Origin of the sequence: Streptomyces sp. NPDC059002 (assembly GCF_042740435.1) — a bacterium.
Classification (GTDB): domain Bacteria; phylum Actinomycetota; class Actinomycetes; order Streptomycetales; family Streptomycetaceae; genus Streptomyces.
Genome location: NZ_JBHYJI010000072.1, coordinates 1 through 15,878, shown reverse-complemented (window position 1 = coordinate 15,878; position 15,878 = coordinate 1). Strand labels below are relative to the sequence as shown.

The window sequence follows — 15,878 nt, the reverse complement described above, 5'->3', positions numbered from 1 at the left end:
CCGAGTGTCGACACCTTCCCTCTCCGCACTGCCCATCCGCCGACTCACCCCCCGTGATCTGGCCTCCTGCGCCGACCTGTCCGAGGACCGGGGCTGGCCGCGCGAAGAACACAAATGGGGCCTTCTGCTCTCCGCCGGAACGGGCTACGGCATCGACGACCCCGACGGCAACGGCCTCATCGGCGCCTACGTAGTGACCCAATACGGCCCCCAGGAACGCCCCGGACTCGCGGCGATCGGCATGGTTCTCGTCGCCGAGCGATATGCCCGCCGGGGCATCGGCCGCCGCCTGATGCAGTACGCCGTCGAAGCGGCGGCCACCATCCCGCTGACCCTCCACGCGACGCCGAACGGCCGCCCGCTCTACGAGCAGCTCGGCTTCAAGGCGATCGGCCGTGCCGAAATGGTCAGCGGCCGCTTCGACCCCGCGGGCCCACTGCCCGACATCGCCACGCGATCCGCCACCGCGGAAGACCTGACGGCCATCCTCCGGCTCGACACCGAGGTCTTCGGCCACGACCGCACCCATGTGATCACCCGGCTCCCCGCCTTCACCGACCAGCTCCGGGTCGCGGAGGCCGACGGCGAGATCATCGGGTACGCGGGCGCCTGGCCGAACATGGAGACCCATGTGGTCGGCCCGCTCATCGCCCGCGACACGGAGACCGCGAAGGCCCTCATCGCCTCGCTCGGCACCCGCACCGACCGGCCGCTGCGCACCGACATCGACGTACGGCATGAAGAGCTTCTGGCGTGGGTGAAGGAGAGCGGCCTCGCCTCCGTCGCCTTCAACTCCGTGATGGCCTACGGCATTTCGGAGCTGCCCGGTGACTGTACCCGCCGCTTCGCACCACTGACGGTGGCGGCCGGCTGACGGCACACCGACACACAGAAGCCCGCCCTCAAGTGCCTTGGTCCTTCCGGCACTTGAGGGCGGGCTTTCCTGTACGGGTTACGCGAGGGCCTCGACGGCCGCCGTCGCGAAGCCGTGGTCCTGCTCCGGCGCACCGCCGCCGACGCCGATCGCGCCGATCAGACGGCCGTCGCGGTGGACCGGCACGCCACCGGCGATGAAGAGCAGCGGCCGGTCGAGTGCGGTGGGCAGCGTGTGGAAGAGGCCGCCGGGCTGGACCGCGTCGACGAGATCGGCGGTCGGGGCGTTCAGCTGAAGGGCGGTGTACGCCTTGCGGGTGCTGGTCTCACCGGAGATCAGCACGGCCCGGTCGTCGCGCCGGAAGGCGAGGAGGTGGCCGCCCGCGTCGAGGACGGTGACGCTGACGGTGACACCGGCAGCTTCGGCGGCACGGTGGGCCGCGCCGACGAGCGCCTCGGCGTCCCCGATGGTCAGCGGGGCGACGGCAGTGGTGGCGGTGGTGCTCATGAGGGGTCTTCTCCTTGCGGGTGGTGCTGGGATGTGGGGGGTGTGGGGGGTCAGTGGTGGACCGGGGTCGGCTGCTCGACGGGCGCCCCTCCGGTCACGACCAGGCTCGGGGCCGTGGCGGAGCGGCGCTCCAGCGCGGCCGAGAGGATGGCGAGGACGAGGGCGGATGCGGCGAGAACCGCGCCCACCCAGTTCGGGGCGGTGTAGCCGAGGCCCGCGGCGATCACGATGCCACCGAGCCAGGCCGCGAGGGCGTTGCCGAGGTTGAAGGCGCCGATGTTGACGGCCGAGGCGAGGGTGGGCGCGCCGGACGCCTGGTCGAGGACGCGCTTCTGGAGCGGCGGCACGGTGGCGAAGCCCAGAGCGCCGATCAGCATGATGGTCACGGCGGCAGCGATCTTGTTGTGCGCGGTGAGCGTGAAGAGGGCGAGCACGACGGCCAGGGCGCCCAGCGAGATGTAGAGCAGCGGCATCAGCGCACGGTCCGCGAACTTCCCGCCGACCAGGTTGCCGACGACCATGCCGACGCCGAAGAGGACGAGCAGCCAGGTCACGGACGAGTGCGCGTAACCGGCGACGTCCGTCATCATCGGCGCCAGGTACGTGATGGCGGCGAAGACTCCGCCGAAGCCGAGCACGGTCATCGCCATGGCCAGCAGCACCTGCACATTGCGGAAGGCGGCCAGCTCGTGACGGAGCCGCACACCCTCGGGCTTGGGCAGGTCCGGGACGAGCTTGGCGATGCCCGCCAGGCCGATGACGCCGAGCGCCGCGACGATGGTGAAGGTCATCCGCCAGCCGAGCGTCTGGCCGACGAAGGTGCCGAGCGGCACGCCGACCACATTGGCGACGGTCAGGCCGGTGAACATCATGGCGATCGCTCCGGCCTTCTTCTCGGGGGCGACCAGTTCGGCCGCGACGACCGAGCCGATGCCGAAGAAGGCGCCGTGGGCGAGGGAGGCGACGACACGGCCTGCCAGCATCACGCCGAAGACGGGGGCGACGGCCGAGAGCAGATTGCCCGCGATGAACAGGCCCATCAGCAGCATCAGCATCCGCTTGCGGGAGATCTTGGTGCCGAGGACGGTCATCAGCGGGGCACCGAGGACAACGCCCAGGGCGTAACCGGTCACGAGGAAGCCGGCCGTGGGGATGGAGACACCGAAGTCGCTCGCGACCTCGGGGAGCAGCCCCATGATCACGAATTCTGTGGTTCCGATTCCAAAGGCCCCGATCGCGAGGGCCAGTAGCGCGAGAGGCATGGATCTACCTTCCAGACAGTTGCGGATGCGCTTAACGTGCGTCCACAATAATTGCAGACGCTGGCTAATTGCAAGCGCTGGATATTGCAGCTGTGGACTACCCTGGTGACAGCCACTCCGGGACGGAGGAACCAAGAGCCATGACAGCGACGGACCCCGCACTCACCGCGCTCGCCCAGAGCTGGTGCGCGCTCTCCCTGCTCCACGGGCAGATCGAGACCCACATCGAGCGCGCCCTGCAGAGCAAGCACGGCCTGAGCGTGCGCGAGTACTCCCTGCTCGACGTGCTCAGCCGCCAGCACGACGGGGACGGTGGCCATCTGCAGATGAAGCAGGTCGCGGACGCCGTGGTGCTGAGCCAGAGCGCCACCACGCGCCTGGTCACCCGCCTTGAGGACCGCGGGCTGCTGGCCCGCTATCTGTGCCCCACCGACCGCCGCGGCATCTACACGGACGTGAGCGAGGCGGGCGCCGCGCTGCTCGCCGAGGCGCGCCCCACCAATGACGCCGCCCTGCGCGAGGCACTCGACGAGGCCGCGCAGGATCCGGAGCTCGCCCCGCTGGTCAAGGCGGTCGAGACGCTCCGGGTGCCCGCCTGAGCGGGGCGCGACGGACACATCCGGGCCAGGCGCGCCTCCGGGAGAACGGCTGCGAGCGCCTGCCCAGGAGGCCGCGGCCCGCATAGGCTGCGGCCATGGGAGATCTTGAGATACGCCCTGCGGTCGTCGACGACCTGCCCGCCATCGTGGGCATGCTCGCCGACGACCCCTTGGGCGCCGCGCGCGAGTCGCCGGACGACCTCACTCCGTACGTCGCGGCGTACGAGCGGCTGGCCGACGACCCGAACCAGCACATGGTCGTCGCCGTGCGCGAGGGACGCGTCGTCGGCACGCTTCAGCTCACGATCATTCCGGGGCTCTCCCGGAAGGGCGCCATACGGTCGATCATCGAAGCCGTACGCGTCCATGCCGATGAGCGCGGCAGCGGGCTCGGCACCCGGTTCATCGAATGGGCCGTCGAGGAATCCCGGCGCCAGGGCTGCCAGTTGGTGCAGCTGACCTCCGACGCCACCCGTACCGACGCGCACCGCTTCTACGAACGGCTCGGCTTCACGGCGTCGCACGTGGGGTTCAAGCTTCAGCTCTGAGCCCGGAACTGTGTGCTCTGAACTCCGGGGCATGGCTCCAGGCTCTGGACAGAGCAAGGCGGCCTGTTTCACGTGAAACAGGCCGCCGCATCACCAAGTGCCGCTACTCGGCGCCTACTCGAAGCCGCGCCACCCCTGCGGGTCCACCCCACCCGGAACAGGCGCCCCCTCGTCGTACGGCTTGCGTGTGAAGACGAACGACCCCAGGTCGAGATGGCTCACCGAACCGTCCCGGCGCCGCACTGCCTGGAGCAGCTCCCCCGCGTAGTAGCCGTTGAGCCCCGTCCAGGTGCCGTCGCCGTTGGAACGGAAGCGCGCCTGGCGTCCCGCGCCGGAGAGCGGGCCCAGCTCGACCCCGCCGTCGGCCGTGAGCCGGAGCGCGAGCACCTGAGTCCCCCAGTACCAGGGACCCGCCAACTCCAGTACCTTCTCGTCGACTTCGGGGAGAGGGCGCCACGGCTCCGGGATGCGGGGCTCGGCCTCGACCACGATCTTCACCAGGTCCGCGGCCGCCGTCGCCACGAGCGGTCCAGAGGTGCTGTTGGCGAGCACGACCGCGGCCACGCCATCCTCTTCGCTGACCCACAGACCCGCCAGGAAGCCGGGGAGCGAGCCCGTGTGCCCGGCCAGGCTGTGCCCCTCCCACCGCATCAGATCCATGCCGAGGCCGTACGCCCTGTCCCATTCCCCCGGCTGTGACGGCGCCGACGGCGTACGCATCTCCCGCACGGACTCCGCGCCGAGAACCCGGTCGTCTCCCTTCGCCAGGAAGGACGCGAAGCGCACCAGGTCGGCCGTGGTGGACCACAACTGACCTGCCGGAGCCATCAGGCCGAGGTCCTCGACGGGTTCGGGCATCATCACGTCCGCCCAGGGATGCACGGCCCAGCCGCCCGCGTGCGGGGCCTGCGGCTGCGCACTCGTGCGGCTCAGCCCCAGCGGTTCGAGCACCTCGCGGCGCAGAACGTCCTCCCAGGAGGCGTCCCGCAGTGCCTCCACCAGCGCCCCCAGCAACGTATAGCCGGGGTTGGAGTAGTGGAAGCGACGGCCGACGGGGTGCCGGAAGGGCTGCTCGCCCAGGACATCGGCGAGTTCCGGGCGCGTCGATCCGGGCGTGCGCTCCCACCACGCCCCCGGGGTCTCGGCCGCCAACCCGCCGGTGTGCGCGAGGAGTTCGGCGATCGTGGCCTCCCCCGCACCGCTGCCCGGCAGATGCTTCTCCAACGGGTCGCCGAGATCGAGCACACCCTCGTCCCGCATCCTCAACACCAATACGGCGGTGAACGTCTTGGTGATCGAACCGATCCGGTACTGGACGTTCTCGTCCGGCGCGTGACCGTCCACCATGCTGCGGGCGCCGCTCCACACCAACTCGCCGTCCCGGGCCACCGAGGCGACCAGCGAAGGAGTCCGTCCCTCCGCCTGAGCGGTGGCGATGCGGTGCAGCAGGGCTCGGCGGGTGGCGGGGAGCAGCTCTTCATGGGGTGTCGTCATGGGACCAGTTCACCTGGGAGGCGCCCCTGCGTCGAGTGAATTCGAGTGGCGTCCGTCGAGTGGCGACCAGAGCCCGGCGGCCGTCCCGTCCCGCAGGTGCTGCTCGTAGACGAGGACCTTGCCCTGGATGACGTCGAGGCAGGAGCTGAGGTCGTCGATCTTGGCGCGTACGTTCCTCTCGTGCTCCTGGAGCAGTGCGAGGCGCTCTTCCTCATTGCCCGGCCCCGAGCGCACCAGCGCCGCGAACCGCTTGATCGTGGCGATCGGCATCCCCGAGTCCCGCAGCCGACCGCACAGCAGGAGCCAGTCCACATCCGCCTGTTCATAGATCCGCTGCCCGCCCCCGGAACGGGGGATCTCGCGCAGGAAGAGTTCCTCGCGCTCGAAGAACCGCAGCGCGTGCACGCTCAGACCGGTCGCCTCGGCGACCTTCCCGATGGACAGACCGCTGCCGCCTGCGGGCAGCACACCCGGATCTCCTGGGGGCGGACCGCCCGCATCCTCACTCATGCCACGACCGTAGCGGCACCTTGACCTAGCGCGCGCTCTAGGTTTTAGCGTCACACGCATGATCACGGAACAGCGGAAACTCGGCACCGGATTCGGCGCCCACAGCACCGCCGCCGACGTCCTCACCGGTCTCGATCTGACGGGCACCACCGCCCTGGTGACCGGGGGATACTCCGGCCTGGGACTTGAGACGACCCGCGCCCTCGTCCGCGCGGGCGCGCACGTCGTCGTCCCTGCGCGTCGGCCCGCCACCGCCGAGGACGCCCTGCGCGCCCTCCCCAGGACCGAGGTGCACGCCCTCGATCTGGCGGACCCGGACAGCGTGCGCGTCTTCGCCGAGCGCTTCCTGGAGACCGGCCGCTCCCTGGGCATCCTCATCAACGGCGCGGGCGTGATGGCCTGCCCCGAGACACGTGTCGGCCCGGGCTGGGAGGCGCACTTGGGGATCAACCACCTCGGGCACTTCGCGCTCGTCCAGCGTCTGCGCCCGGCCTTCGCGCCCGGAGCGCGGGTGGTGTCCGTGGCCTCCTCCGGGCACTTCCTGTCCGACATCCGCTGGGACGACCCGCACTTCCGCACCGGCTACGACCGGTGGCTGGCCTACGCCCAGTCCAAGACCGCCAACGCCCTCTTCGCGCTGCACCTCGACTCCCTCGGTGCCGGCCACGACCTGCACGCCTTCGCCGTACACCCCGGCAGCATCCTCACCCCGCTGCAGCGCCACATCCCCCGCGCCGAGTGGCACGCGCAGGGCTGGGTGACCCCGGACGGCGCGCCTGCCGACGGCTTCAAGTCCCCCGGGCAGGGCGCGGCGACAGCCGTGTGGGCGGCGACCTCACCCCTGCTCGACGGGCGCGGAGGCGCGTACTGCCAGGACTGCGACATCGCCGAACCGGCCACCGGCGACGACATGCTCATCGGCGGCGTCAAGCCCTGGGCCGTCGACCCCGGGGCGGCCGCGCGGCTCTGGGACCTCTCCTGCGACCTCACCGGACTCGGCGCCTTCTGAGCAGGACCGGCCGAATCGGCGTCAGAACCCTCCACCATGCCCGGCCGTGGTCCCTCCGTCCACGCTGTTCTGCCGACGGAAAAGATTCGCCCCGACCAGGCCCGACGATCACTACAGTCCGGGCCCATGACGACGGTTACCACGCGCACGGTCGAGTACCCCGCCGACGGCTTGACGATGATCGGGCACCTCGCGCTCCCGGCCGGTACCGACCGCAGGCCCGCGGTCCTGGTCGGGCCCGAGGGGCCCGGCCTGAACGACTTCCAGCGCCGCCGCGCCGACGCCCTGGCCGAGCTGGGGTACGTGGCACTGGCCTTCGACATCAACGGCGGGCGCTGGTTCACCGACCCCACGGACATGCTGGCGCACACGACCCCACTGCTCGCCGACCCCGACCGGATGCGGGGCATCGGCCACGCCGCCCTCGACGTACTGCGCGCCGAACCGCGGACCGACCCCGACCGGATCGCCGCCATCGGCTACGGTACCGGCGGCGCGATCGCGCTGGAACTCGGGCGCGACGGCGCCGACTTGCACGCGATCGGCACGGTCAACGCGCTGACCACGGGCCGACCGGGCGAAGCCGCGCACATTCGCTGCCCGGTGTGGGCCGGGGTCGGCTCGGAAGACCCCATCATGCCGCCCGCGCAACGGGACGCGTTCGCCGCCGAGATGCAGGCCGCGGGCGTCGACTGGCGCCTCGTGGTCTACGGCGGCGCCCTGCACGCCTTCCACCACCCGCCGGTCGACCAGACCGTGCGCCCCGGCGTCGGCCACCACCCACGGCACGCTCAACGCGCCTGGCGCGACATCGTCGCCGTGCTCGCCGAATGCCTACCCACAGCGGAGTCCAGCGGGCCGGATCAGGTCTGCGCCATGTCCACGAACCGCGAGTAGTGGCCCTGGAAGGCGACCGTGATCGTCGCCGTCGGGCCGTTACGGTGCTTGCCGACGATGATGTCGGCCTCGCCCGCGCGGGGTGATTCCTTCTCGTACGCGTCCTCGCGGTGCAGCAGGATCACCATGTCCGCGTCCTGCTCGATCGAGCCCGATTCACGCAGGTCGGAGACCATGGGCTTCTTGTCCGTGCGCTGCTCGGGGCCACGGTTCAGCTGCGAGAGCGCGATCACCGGCAGCTCCAGCTCCTTGGCCAGGAGCTTCAGGTTTCGCGACATGTCGGAGACTTCCTGCTGGCGGCTCTCGGACCGCTTGCCGCCGGACTGCATCAGCTGCAGATAGTCGATGACGACGAGCTTCAGGTCGTTGCGCTGCTTGAGCCGACGGCACTTGGCGCGGATCTCCATCATCGACAGGTTCGGGGAGTCGTCGATGTAGAGCGGCGCGGCCGAGACGTCCGGCATGCGGCGCGCGAGCCGGGTCCAGTCCTCGTCGGTCATCGTGCCGGACCGCATGTGGTGCAGCGCCACGCGCGCCTCGGCGGACAGCAGACGCATCGCGATCTCGTTGCGCCCCATTTCGAGCGAGAAGATCACGCTCGGCATGTTGTGCTTGATCGAGCAGGCTCGCGCGAAGTCCAGCGCCAGCGTCGACTTACCCATGGCGGGACGGGCGGCGATGATGATCATCTGGCCCGGGTGGAGACCGTTGGTGAGCTGGTCGAGGTCGGTGAAGCCGGTCGGCACACCGGTCATCTCCCCGGACCGCGAGCCGATCGCCTCGATCTCGTCGAGTGCGCCCTCCATGATGTCGCCGAGCGGCAGATAGTCCTCGGTGGTGCGCTGCTCGGTGACCGCGTAGATCTCGGCCTGGGCGCTGTTGACGATCTCGTCGACGTCGCCGTCGGCCGCGTATCCCATCTGCGTGATGCGGGTGCCGGCCTCGACGAGGCGGCGCAGGACCGCGCGCTCGTGGACGATCTCCGCGTAGTACTCGGCGTTCGCCGCGGTCGGGACCGTCTGGACCAGGGTGTGCAGATACGATGCGCCGCCGACCTTGGTGATCTCACCGCGCTTGGTGAGCTCGGCCGCGACGGTGATCGGGTCGGCCGGCTCGCCCTTCGCGTACAGGTCGAGGATCGAGGAGTAGATCGTCTCGTGCGCGGGCCGGTAGAAGTCGTGGCCCTTGAGGACCTCGACGACGTCGGCGATCGCGTCCTTGGAGAGCAGCATGCCGCCGAGCACCGACTGCTCGGCGTCGAGATCCTGCGGGGGAACCCGCTCGAAGGACGTGCCACCGCCGTCCCAGCCGCCCTCGCGTCCTCGCTCGTGCTGCTCGTCGCGGCCCCGGCCTCCATCGCGGCGCGGGCGGGAGACGGGCAGACGGTCACTGGGACCGCTGTCGGCCCAGGGGTCGTCCAAAGGCTCGGAGATACTCACCGGGCCACCTCCTCCCGTCCGCCGCGCGGACCTAGCCGTGCCCCTCTTTCCTACGGCACGACACTGACAAATAAGGGGGCCCAACTCCGGTTCTGACGCGTCGGTTTTGCGGGGTTTCCGAGGTCGGAGGACGAGGCGGGCGCCGGACCACGGTAGGCCCGTGGGCACCGTCAGCCAATCTGGTTATCCACAGGCGGTGTGGATGACGGGCCCGATGCTGTGGAGAACCCCGCCAAACCTGTGCACGGCCCGGTGGACAGCCCTGTGAACAAGCCCTCAGCCAACTCGACAAAGCACCCCTGACCTGCAACTTTCCCATCCACCGGCTGTGCAGAAGAAAAACTTCCCCAGTCGGACCAAGATCGTGGGAAACGGCGCACGACGGAGCGTCCCACGAGCCCACAAGTAAGGGTCTAAGGAACATTGCATCTCTTACCTGTGGAAGATTAGATTGGTACCCATGACACAGGCTCCCGCAGCGCCCAAGGCCGTCAGGCGAAGACACGACCGAGAGATCATCGCGCTCGCCGTCCCCGCCTTCGGCGCACTGGTCGCCGAGCCCCTCTTCGTGATGGCCGACAGCGCCATCGTCGGCCACCTCGGCACCGCACAACTGGCCGGTCTCGGCGTCGCCTCGGCACTCCTCACCACCGCGGTGAGCGTCTTCGTCTTCCTTGCGTACGCCACCACTGCCGCCGTCTCCCGCCGAGTGGGCGCCGGCGATCTCCAGGCCGCGATCCGGCAGGGCATGGACGGCATCTGGCTCGCCCTGCTCCTCGGCGCCGCCGTCATCGCCGTGGTCCTGCCCACGGCGCCCGCGCTCGTGGAACTCTTCGGCGCCTCGGACACCGCGGCCCCGTACGCGATCACGTATCTGCGGATCTCCTCGCTCGGCATCCCCGCCATGCTCGTCGTACTCGCCGCCACCGGTGTGCTGCGCGGCCTGCAGGACACCAGGACCCCGCTGTACGTCGCGATCGGCGGCTTCGTCACCAACGGCGTCCTCAACGTCGGCCTGGTCTACGGCGCGGACCTGGGCATCGCCGGGTCCGCCTGGGGCACGGTCATCGCCCAGTTCGGCATGGCCGCCGTCTACCTGGTCGTCGTCGTACGCGGCGCCAAGCAGTACGGCGCCTCGCTGCGCCCCGATGCCGCCGGAATCCGGGCCTGCGCCCAGGCCGGAGCACCGCTCCTGGTCCGCACGCTCTCGCTGCGGGCCATCCTGATGATCACGACCGCCGTGGCCGCCCGCCTCGGTGACTCCGATGTGGCCGCCCACCAGATCGTTCTGTCCCTGTGGAGTTTGCTGTCCTTCGCGCTCGACGCCATCGCCATCGCCGGGCAGGCGATCATCGGACGCTATCTGGGCGCCGACGATCCGGACGGTGCACGCGCCGTCTGCCGACGGATGGTGCAGTGGGGCATCGCCTCCGGCGTCGCCCTCGGCCTGCTGGTCATCCTCGCGCGGCCCTTGTTCATCCCGCTCTTCAGCAGTGACGCGGCGGTCCAGGACGCGGCGCTGCCCGCCCTCGTGGTGGTGGCACTCACCCAGCCGATCTGCGGCATCGTCTTCGTGCTCGACGGTGTCCTGATGGGCGCCGGTGACGGCCCGTATCTGGCCTGGGCCATGCTCGCCACACTGGCGGTCTTCACGCCCGTCGCCCTGCTGGTACCGACCTTCGGCGGCGGCCTGACCGCGCTGTGGGGAGCAATGACGCTGATGATGACGGTCCGGATGCTCACCCTGTGGCTGCGCTCCCGCTCGGGTCGCTGGGTCGTCACGGGCGCCACGCGCTGAGCGCTTTGCGCTGTTTCACGTGAAACAGCGCCCCACAGTGCGTGAAACAGCACCCCACCGTGTCCGTGAAACACATTGGGCCGCACCCCGAAGGGTGCGGCCCAATGGCGTGCTTCAACTCTGCCAAGCGCAGTGCTTAGGCGGAGACGACCTCGACGTTGACCTTCGCGGCAACCTCGGGGTGCAGACGCACGGACGTCGCGTGGGCGCCCAGCGTCTTGATCGGCGCACCCAGCTCGACGCGGCGCTTGTCGATCTTCGGGCCACCGGCAGCCTCGATCGCCGAAGCGACGTCGGCCGGGGTGACGGAACCGAAGAGACGACCGGCGTCGCCGGAGCGGACGGCCAGGCGGACCTTGACGGCCTCGAGCTGGGCCTTGATCTCGTTGGCCTGCTCGATCGTCGCGATCTCGTGGATCTTGCGAGCACGACGGATCTGCTCGACGTCCTTCTCGCCACCCTTGGTCCAGCGGATCGCGAAGTTCCGCGGGATCAGGTAGTTGCGGGCGTAGCCGTCCTTGACGTCAACGACCTCGCCGGCGGCGCCGAGGCCGGAGACCTCGTGGGTGAGGATGATCTTCATTAGTCGGTCACCCTTCCCTTATCGCGCGGTGGACGTGTAGGGCAGCAGCGCCATCTCACGGCTGTTCTTCACGGCCGTGGCGACGTCACGCTGGTGCTGCGTGCAGTTGCCGGTCACGCGGCGGGCACGGATCTTGCCGCGGTCGGAAATGAACTTCCGCAGCATGTTCGTGTCCTTGTAGTCCACGTACGTGACCTTGTCCTTGCAGAAAGCGCAGACCTTCTTCTTAGGCTTGCGCACAGGCGGCTTCGCCATGGTGTTTCTCCTGTGTGATCAAGAAGTGTGGGTACGGCCCACCCTCGGCCCGGAGGCCCGAAAGCCCTGAGGCTTAGAAGGGGGGCTCGTCCGAGTAGCCGCCACCGGAGCCGCCGGAGCTTCCGCCCCAGCCGCCACCGCCGCCGCCCTGCTGCTGGCCGCCGCCGGCCGGGGCACCGGTCGCCCAGGGGTCGTCGGCGGGAGCACCGCCGCCACCCTGCTGCTGACCGCCGCCGGAGCCACCGCCCCAGCCGCCGCCCTGCTGGCCGCCGCCACCGCCGCCGTAACCGCCCTGGCCACCGCGACCGGTGGTCTTGGTGACCTTGGCCGTGGCGTTCTTCAGGCTGGCGCCGACTTCCTCGACGTCCAGCTCGTAGACCGTGCGCTTGACGCCCTCACGGTCCTCGTAGGACCGCTGCTTCAGTCGGCCCTGCACGATGACGCGCATGCCTCGCTGAAGCGACTCCGCGACGTTCTCCGCCGCCTGACGCCAGACCGAGCAGGTCAGGAACAGGCTCTCGCCGTCCTTCCACTCATTGGTCTGACGGTCGAAGGTGCGGGGAGTGGACGCGACACGGAACTTCGCGACCGCCGCACCGGAGGGGGTGAAGCGCAGCTCGGGGTCGTCGACAAGATTGCCGACGACCGTGATGACGGTCTCGCCTGCCATGGGGGAACCTCTCGGCGGGTTTGCTGCTGGCTGCTTGTTGCTGCTACTCGATTCCCGGGTGCTGCTGAGCTAGAAAGCTCAGTGCATCTCGGGACGGAGGACCTTGGTCCGGAGGACCGACTCGTTCAGGTTCATCTGTCGGTCGAGCTCCTTGACGACCGCAGGCTCGGCCTGCAGGTCGATGACCGAGTAGATGCCCTCGGGCTTCTTCTTGATCTCGTAGGACAGACGACGACGGCCCCAGGTGTCGACCTTCTCGACCTTTCCGTTGCCCTCACGGACGACGGAGAGGAAGTTCTCGATCAGCGGGGAGACAGCGCGCTCCTCGAGATCGGGGTCGAGGATGACCATCACTTCGTAGTGACGCATGTGGAACCCACCTCCTTTGGACTCAGCGGCCACGGTCGTTCCGTGGCAGGAGGGTCGTGATGCGTACGCAACGGTATCGGCCGCCACTGACAACGCGGCTCCCGCGAGCGGGGCGCTTGCTGTGGCCTGGGCAGACACCGGTGCAGACGGTACAGAGTACCCGCACCTAGGCTTCCGGTTGAAATCCGGCGGCGGACGGGCAGAATCTGTACACATCGGGTGTGTATGGCGCTACGATGCGCCGTCTTCCGCAGGAGGTGCCCCACATGGCACAAGCAATGCGACCGAACACCGCCACCTCCCTCTTCGCCACGGACGGCAAGTCCCATCCACTCCAGGACACGCTGGTCGGCGTGACCCTGGTGCTGGGGGCGATCGCCTTCGTGACGGCGATGTTCCACAACCTCCATCTGCTCAGCTCGTGGGCGGGCCTGGTCGGCATCGTCACGGGCGCGTACGGCCAGTTCATCTCCGCCACGACCCGTGAGCGCTTCGGCCTGATCCTGGGTCTCGGCGCCTCCGCGGTCGGGTTCTTCCTGGGCATGGCGCACGGCGGACTCTTCGGCGGAATCGTCGGCTGACGGCCGCGCGGCACCCCGGTCCGGCAGACCGGCCGGGGGCCTGACTTCCGTACGCCCAGACGGGTCGCTCGCAGGGCGCAGTAGGCTTCGGCGCGAGAGCCGGAGCCCCTGAACCCATGGGGACACACCAGCCCGAGGAGCGCCCCGAATGAGTCTGACCCTGAGGACCATCAGTCGCGAGCAGCATCTGGCGTATATCCAGACACTGCCGGCGGCGAGTCATTGCCAGGTCCCGGCATGGGCTGACGTGAAGAGCGAATGGCGCTCGGAGAACCTGGGCTGGTTCGACGACAGGACCGGTCAGCTGGTCGGCGCCGGCCTGGTGCTCTACCGGCAGCTGCCCAAGCTGAAGCGGTATCTCGCGTACCTCCCCGAGGGCCCGGTCATCAACTGGTACGCCCCGAACCTGGACGAGTGGCTGCAGCCGATGCTGGCGCACCTCAAGCAGCAGGGTGCGTTCTCCGTGAAGATGGGCCCGCCCGTCGTGATCCGCCGCTGGGACGCTCCGGCGATCAAGGCAGGCATCCAGAACCCCGACGTGAAGCGGCTGCGCGACACCGAGGCGACGCACATCGAGCCGCGCGCCTTCGAGGTCGCGGACCGGCTGCGCCGCATGGGCTGGCAGCAGGGCGAGGACGGCGGCGCCGGCTTCGGTGACGTGCAGCCCCGCTTCGTCTTCCAGGTCCCGCTGGCCAACCGCTCCCTGGACGAGGTCCAGAAGGGCTTCAACCAGCTGTGGCGCCGCAACATCAAGAAGGCCGAGAAGGCCGGTGTCGAGGTCGTCCAGGGCGGCTACCACGACCTGCCCGAGTGGCAGCGTCTCTACGAGATCACGGCCGTGCGCGACAAGTTCCGCCCGCGCCCGCTCGGCTACTTCCAGCAGATGTGGCAGGCCCTCAACTCCGAGGACCCCAACCGCATGCGGCTGTACTTCGCGCGGCACAACGGCGTGAACCTGTCGGCCGCGACGATGCTCGTCGTCGGCGGGCACGTCTGGTACTCCTACGGCGCGTCGGACAACATCGGGCGCGAGGTCAGGCCCTCGAACGCGATGCAGTGGCGGATGCTGCGCGACGCGTACGCGATGGGTGCCACCGTCTATGACCTGCGCGGCATCTCCGACTCCCTGGACGAGACGGACCACCTCTTCGGTCTGATCCAGTTCAAGGTCGGCACCGGCGGCGAGGCCGCCGAGTACATCGGCGAGTGGGACTTCCCGCTCAACAAGCTGCTGCACAAGGCGCTCGACATCTACATGTCGCGCCGCTGATCCCGCACAATTTCCTTCCATCACTCTGATACACCGCAGACACGAGAAAGGTTTCGGGATCCAGCCATGGCGCTCACGCTCTATGTCGACACCGCGCGCTGGCGGGCACACCAGAAGCACATGCTGGAGCAGTTCCCGGGCATCGTCCCGGTCTGCAAGGGCAATGGCTACGGATTCGGTCATGAGCGCCTGGCCGAGGAAGCCACGCGCTTCGGCTCCGACGTCCTCGCCGTGGGCACCACCTACGAAGCCGCTCGGATCAAGGACTGGTTCAGCGGCGACCTGCTGGTCCTGACCCCGTTCCGGCGGGGCGAGGAGCCCGTGCCGCTGCCCGACCGCGTCATCCGCTCCGTGTCGTCGCTGGACGGCGTGCACGGCCTCGTGGGCGCCCGCGTCGTCATCGAGGTCATGTCCTCGATGAAGCGCCACGGCATCAGCGAGCAGGAGCTCCCGCAGCTGCACGCGGCCATCGAGGACGTACGCCTCGAGGGCTTCGCGATCCACCTGCCGCTGGACCGCACCGACGGCTCGGACGCCGTCGAGGAGGTCATCGGCTGGATGGACCGGCTGCGCGCGGCGCGTCTGCCGCTGCACACGATGTTCGTCAGCCACCTCAAGGCCGGTGAACTCGCCCGGCTGCAGCAGCAGTTCCCGCAGACCCGCTTCCGTGCCCGCATCGGCACGAACCTCTGGCTCGGCGACCACGACGCGACCGAGTACCGCGGCGCCGTCCTCGACGTCACCGCGGTCGCGAAGGGTGACCGTTTCGGCTACCGCCAGCAGAAGGCCGCGTCCGACGGCTGGCTGGTCGTGGTCGCGGGCGGCACGTCGCACGGCGTCGGCCTGGAGGCCCCGAAGGCCCTGCACGGCATGATGCCTCGGGCCAAGGGCGTGGCCCGCGCGGGCCTCGCGACGGTCAACCGCAACCTCTCGCCGTTCGTCTGGGCGGGCAAGCAGCGCTGGTTCGCGGAGCCCCCGCACATGCAGGTCTCCATCCTCTTCGTGCCCTCCGACGCCCCGGAGCCGAAGGTCGGCGAGGAGCTGGTGGCCCATCTGCGGCACACCACCACGCAGTTCGACCGGATCGTCGACCGCTGAGACCGAACTGATCAAGCACCAAAGAGGGCCGGGGCCCAGGCGCGGGGGGCCCGGCCCGTGGCCATGCACACACCGGGCCGCTCCCCACAGGCCATGTTGGCTGTCGGCGAACAGC

Annotated in this window: 18 protein-coding genes; 9 read left to right on the top strand and 9 right to left on the bottom strand. The window is 69.5% G+C overall.

Features of this window, described 5'->3' with window-relative positions:
- Positions 1 to 4 precede the first annotated feature (4 nt).
- Positions 5 to 874 carry a GNAT family N-acetyltransferase gene (locus ACFWZ2_RS38095; protein ID WP_384553798.1) on the top strand — a complete coding sequence of 290 codons (870 nt, stop codon included), beginning with the start codon at positions 5 to 7 and terminating at the stop codon, positions 872 to 874.
- Between the two features lie 78 nt (positions 875 to 952).
- Here the strand turns inward: ACFWZ2_RS38095 and ACFWZ2_RS38090 are convergent, their stop codons facing one another.
- A complete protein-coding gene (locus tag ACFWZ2_RS38090; protein WP_384553797.1) occupies positions 953 to 1,381 on the bottom strand; it encodes a heme-binding protein in 429 nt (142 codons plus the stop codon).
- Positions 1,382 to 1,431: 50 nt separating this feature from the next.
- Positions 1,432 to 2,643 carry an MFS transporter gene (locus ACFWZ2_RS38085; RefSeq protein WP_384553796.1) on the bottom strand — a complete coding sequence of 404 codons (1,212 nt, stop codon included), beginning with the start codon at positions 2,641 to 2,643 and terminating at the stop codon, positions 1,432 to 1,434.
- Positions 2,644 to 2,783: 140 nt separating this feature from the next.
- Between ACFWZ2_RS38085 and ACFWZ2_RS38080 the strand changes: the two genes are divergently transcribed.
- Positions 2,784 to 3,242 (top strand): MarR family winged helix-turn-helix transcriptional regulator, encoded by a 459-nt coding sequence (locus ACFWZ2_RS38080; RefSeq protein WP_384553794.1) that lies wholly within the window; start codon positions 2,784 to 2,786, stop codon positions 3,240 to 3,242.
- A 95-nt stretch (positions 3,243 to 3,337) separates the two neighbouring features.
- Positions 3,338 to 3,790: a GNAT family N-acetyltransferase gene (locus tag ACFWZ2_RS38075; protein ID WP_384553793.1), complete on the top strand. Its 453-nt coding sequence runs from the start codon at positions 3,338 to 3,340 to the stop codon at positions 3,788 to 3,790.
- A 114-nt stretch (positions 3,791 to 3,904) separates the two neighbouring features.
- Here the strand turns inward: ACFWZ2_RS38075 and ACFWZ2_RS38070 are convergent, their stop codons facing one another.
- Together ACFWZ2_RS38070 and ACFWZ2_RS38065 are read right to left on the bottom strand one after the other, a co-directional pair.
- The gene (locus tag ACFWZ2_RS38070) at positions 3,905 to 5,284 is read right to left on the bottom strand and encodes a serine hydrolase domain-containing protein (RefSeq protein WP_384553792.1); all 1,380 of its coding nucleotides are present in this window, start codon (positions 5,282 to 5,284) and stop codon (positions 3,905 to 3,907) included.
- 9 nt (positions 5,285 to 5,293) lie between these two features.
- Positions 5,294 to 5,794 carry a MerR family transcriptional regulator gene (locus tag ACFWZ2_RS38065; RefSeq protein WP_384553791.1) on the bottom strand — a complete coding sequence of 167 codons (501 nt, stop codon included), beginning with the start codon at positions 5,792 to 5,794 and terminating at the stop codon, positions 5,294 to 5,296.
- Between the two features lie 58 nt (positions 5,795 to 5,852).
- On the opposite strand from ACFWZ2_RS38065, the gene ACFWZ2_RS38060 reads away from it, so the two are divergent.
- A complete protein-coding gene (locus ACFWZ2_RS38060; RefSeq protein ID WP_384553790.1) occupies positions 5,853 to 6,803 on the top strand; it encodes an SDR family NAD(P)-dependent oxidoreductase in 951 nt (316 codons plus the stop codon).
- A 126-nt stretch (positions 6,804 to 6,929) separates the two neighbouring features.
- Positions 6,930 to 7,700, top strand: coding sequence for a dienelactone hydrolase family protein (locus ACFWZ2_RS38055; RefSeq protein ID WP_384553789.1), 771 nt, complete (start codon positions 6,930 to 6,932; stop codon positions 7,698 to 7,700).
- Here the strand turns inward: ACFWZ2_RS38055 and dnaB are convergent.
- On the bottom strand, positions 7,667 to 9,139 hold the full coding sequence (gene dnaB / locus ACFWZ2_RS38050) for a replicative DNA helicase (protein WP_384553788.1): 1,473 nt from the start codon (positions 9,137 to 9,139) through the stop codon (positions 7,667 to 7,669). The genes ACFWZ2_RS38055 and dnaB overlap by 34 nt on opposite strands.
- Before the next feature lie 460 nt (positions 9,140 to 9,599).
- Here dnaB and ACFWZ2_RS38045 point away from each other — a divergent pair, with 460 nt between their 5' ends.
- Positions 9,600 to 10,937, top strand: coding sequence for an MATE family efflux transporter (locus tag ACFWZ2_RS38045; protein WP_384553786.1), 1,338 nt, complete (start codon positions 9,600 to 9,602; stop codon positions 10,935 to 10,937).
- A gap of 136 nt (positions 10,938 to 11,073) precedes the next feature.
- Here the strand turns inward: ACFWZ2_RS38045 and rplI are convergent, their stop codons facing one another.
- From rplI to rpsF, 4 genes are all read right to left on the bottom strand, one after another.
- Complete coding sequence (gene rplI / locus ACFWZ2_RS38040; protein WP_055699823.1) at positions 11,074 to 11,520, bottom strand: 50S ribosomal protein L9; 447 nt, start codon at positions 11,518 to 11,520, stop codon at positions 11,074 to 11,076.
- A gap of 18 nt (positions 11,521 to 11,538) precedes the next feature.
- Positions 11,539 to 11,775 (bottom strand): 30S ribosomal protein S18, encoded by a 237-nt coding sequence (gene rpsR / locus ACFWZ2_RS38035; RefSeq protein WP_003949403.1) that lies wholly within the window; start codon positions 11,773 to 11,775, stop codon positions 11,539 to 11,541.
- A 73-nt stretch (positions 11,776 to 11,848) separates the two neighbouring features.
- Positions 11,849 to 12,445: a single-stranded DNA-binding protein gene (locus ACFWZ2_RS38030; RefSeq protein ID WP_384553785.1), complete on the bottom strand. Its 597-nt coding sequence runs from the start codon at positions 12,443 to 12,445 to the stop codon at positions 11,849 to 11,851.
- 78 nt (positions 12,446 to 12,523) lie between these two features.
- Entirely contained in the window at positions 12,524 to 12,814 is a 291-nt protein-coding gene (rpsF, locus tag ACFWZ2_RS38025; RefSeq protein ID WP_016644628.1) for a 30S ribosomal protein S6, read from the bottom strand.
- Between the two features lie 266 nt (positions 12,815 to 13,080).
- Here rpsF and ACFWZ2_RS38020 point away from each other — a divergent pair, with 266 nt between their 5' ends.
- The 3 genes from ACFWZ2_RS38020 (at position 13,081) to ACFWZ2_RS38010 (ending at position 15,763) form a co-directional block, all read left to right on the top strand.
- Positions 13,081 to 13,395, top strand: coding sequence for a hypothetical protein (locus ACFWZ2_RS38020; RefSeq protein WP_384553784.1), 315 nt, complete (start codon positions 13,081 to 13,083; stop codon positions 13,393 to 13,395).
- 148 nt (positions 13,396 to 13,543) lie between these two features.
- Positions 13,544 to 14,665 (top strand): lipid II:glycine glycyltransferase FemX, encoded by a 1,122-nt coding sequence (locus tag ACFWZ2_RS38015; protein WP_384553782.1) that lies wholly within the window; start codon positions 13,544 to 13,546, stop codon positions 14,663 to 14,665.
- Between the two features lie 66 nt (positions 14,666 to 14,731).
- The gene (locus ACFWZ2_RS38010) at positions 14,732 to 15,763 is read left to right on the top strand and encodes an alanine racemase (protein WP_384553781.1); all 1,032 of its coding nucleotides are present in this window, start codon (positions 14,732 to 14,734) and stop codon (positions 15,761 to 15,763) included.
- The last annotated feature ends 115 nt before the right edge of the window (positions 15,764 to 15,878 follow it).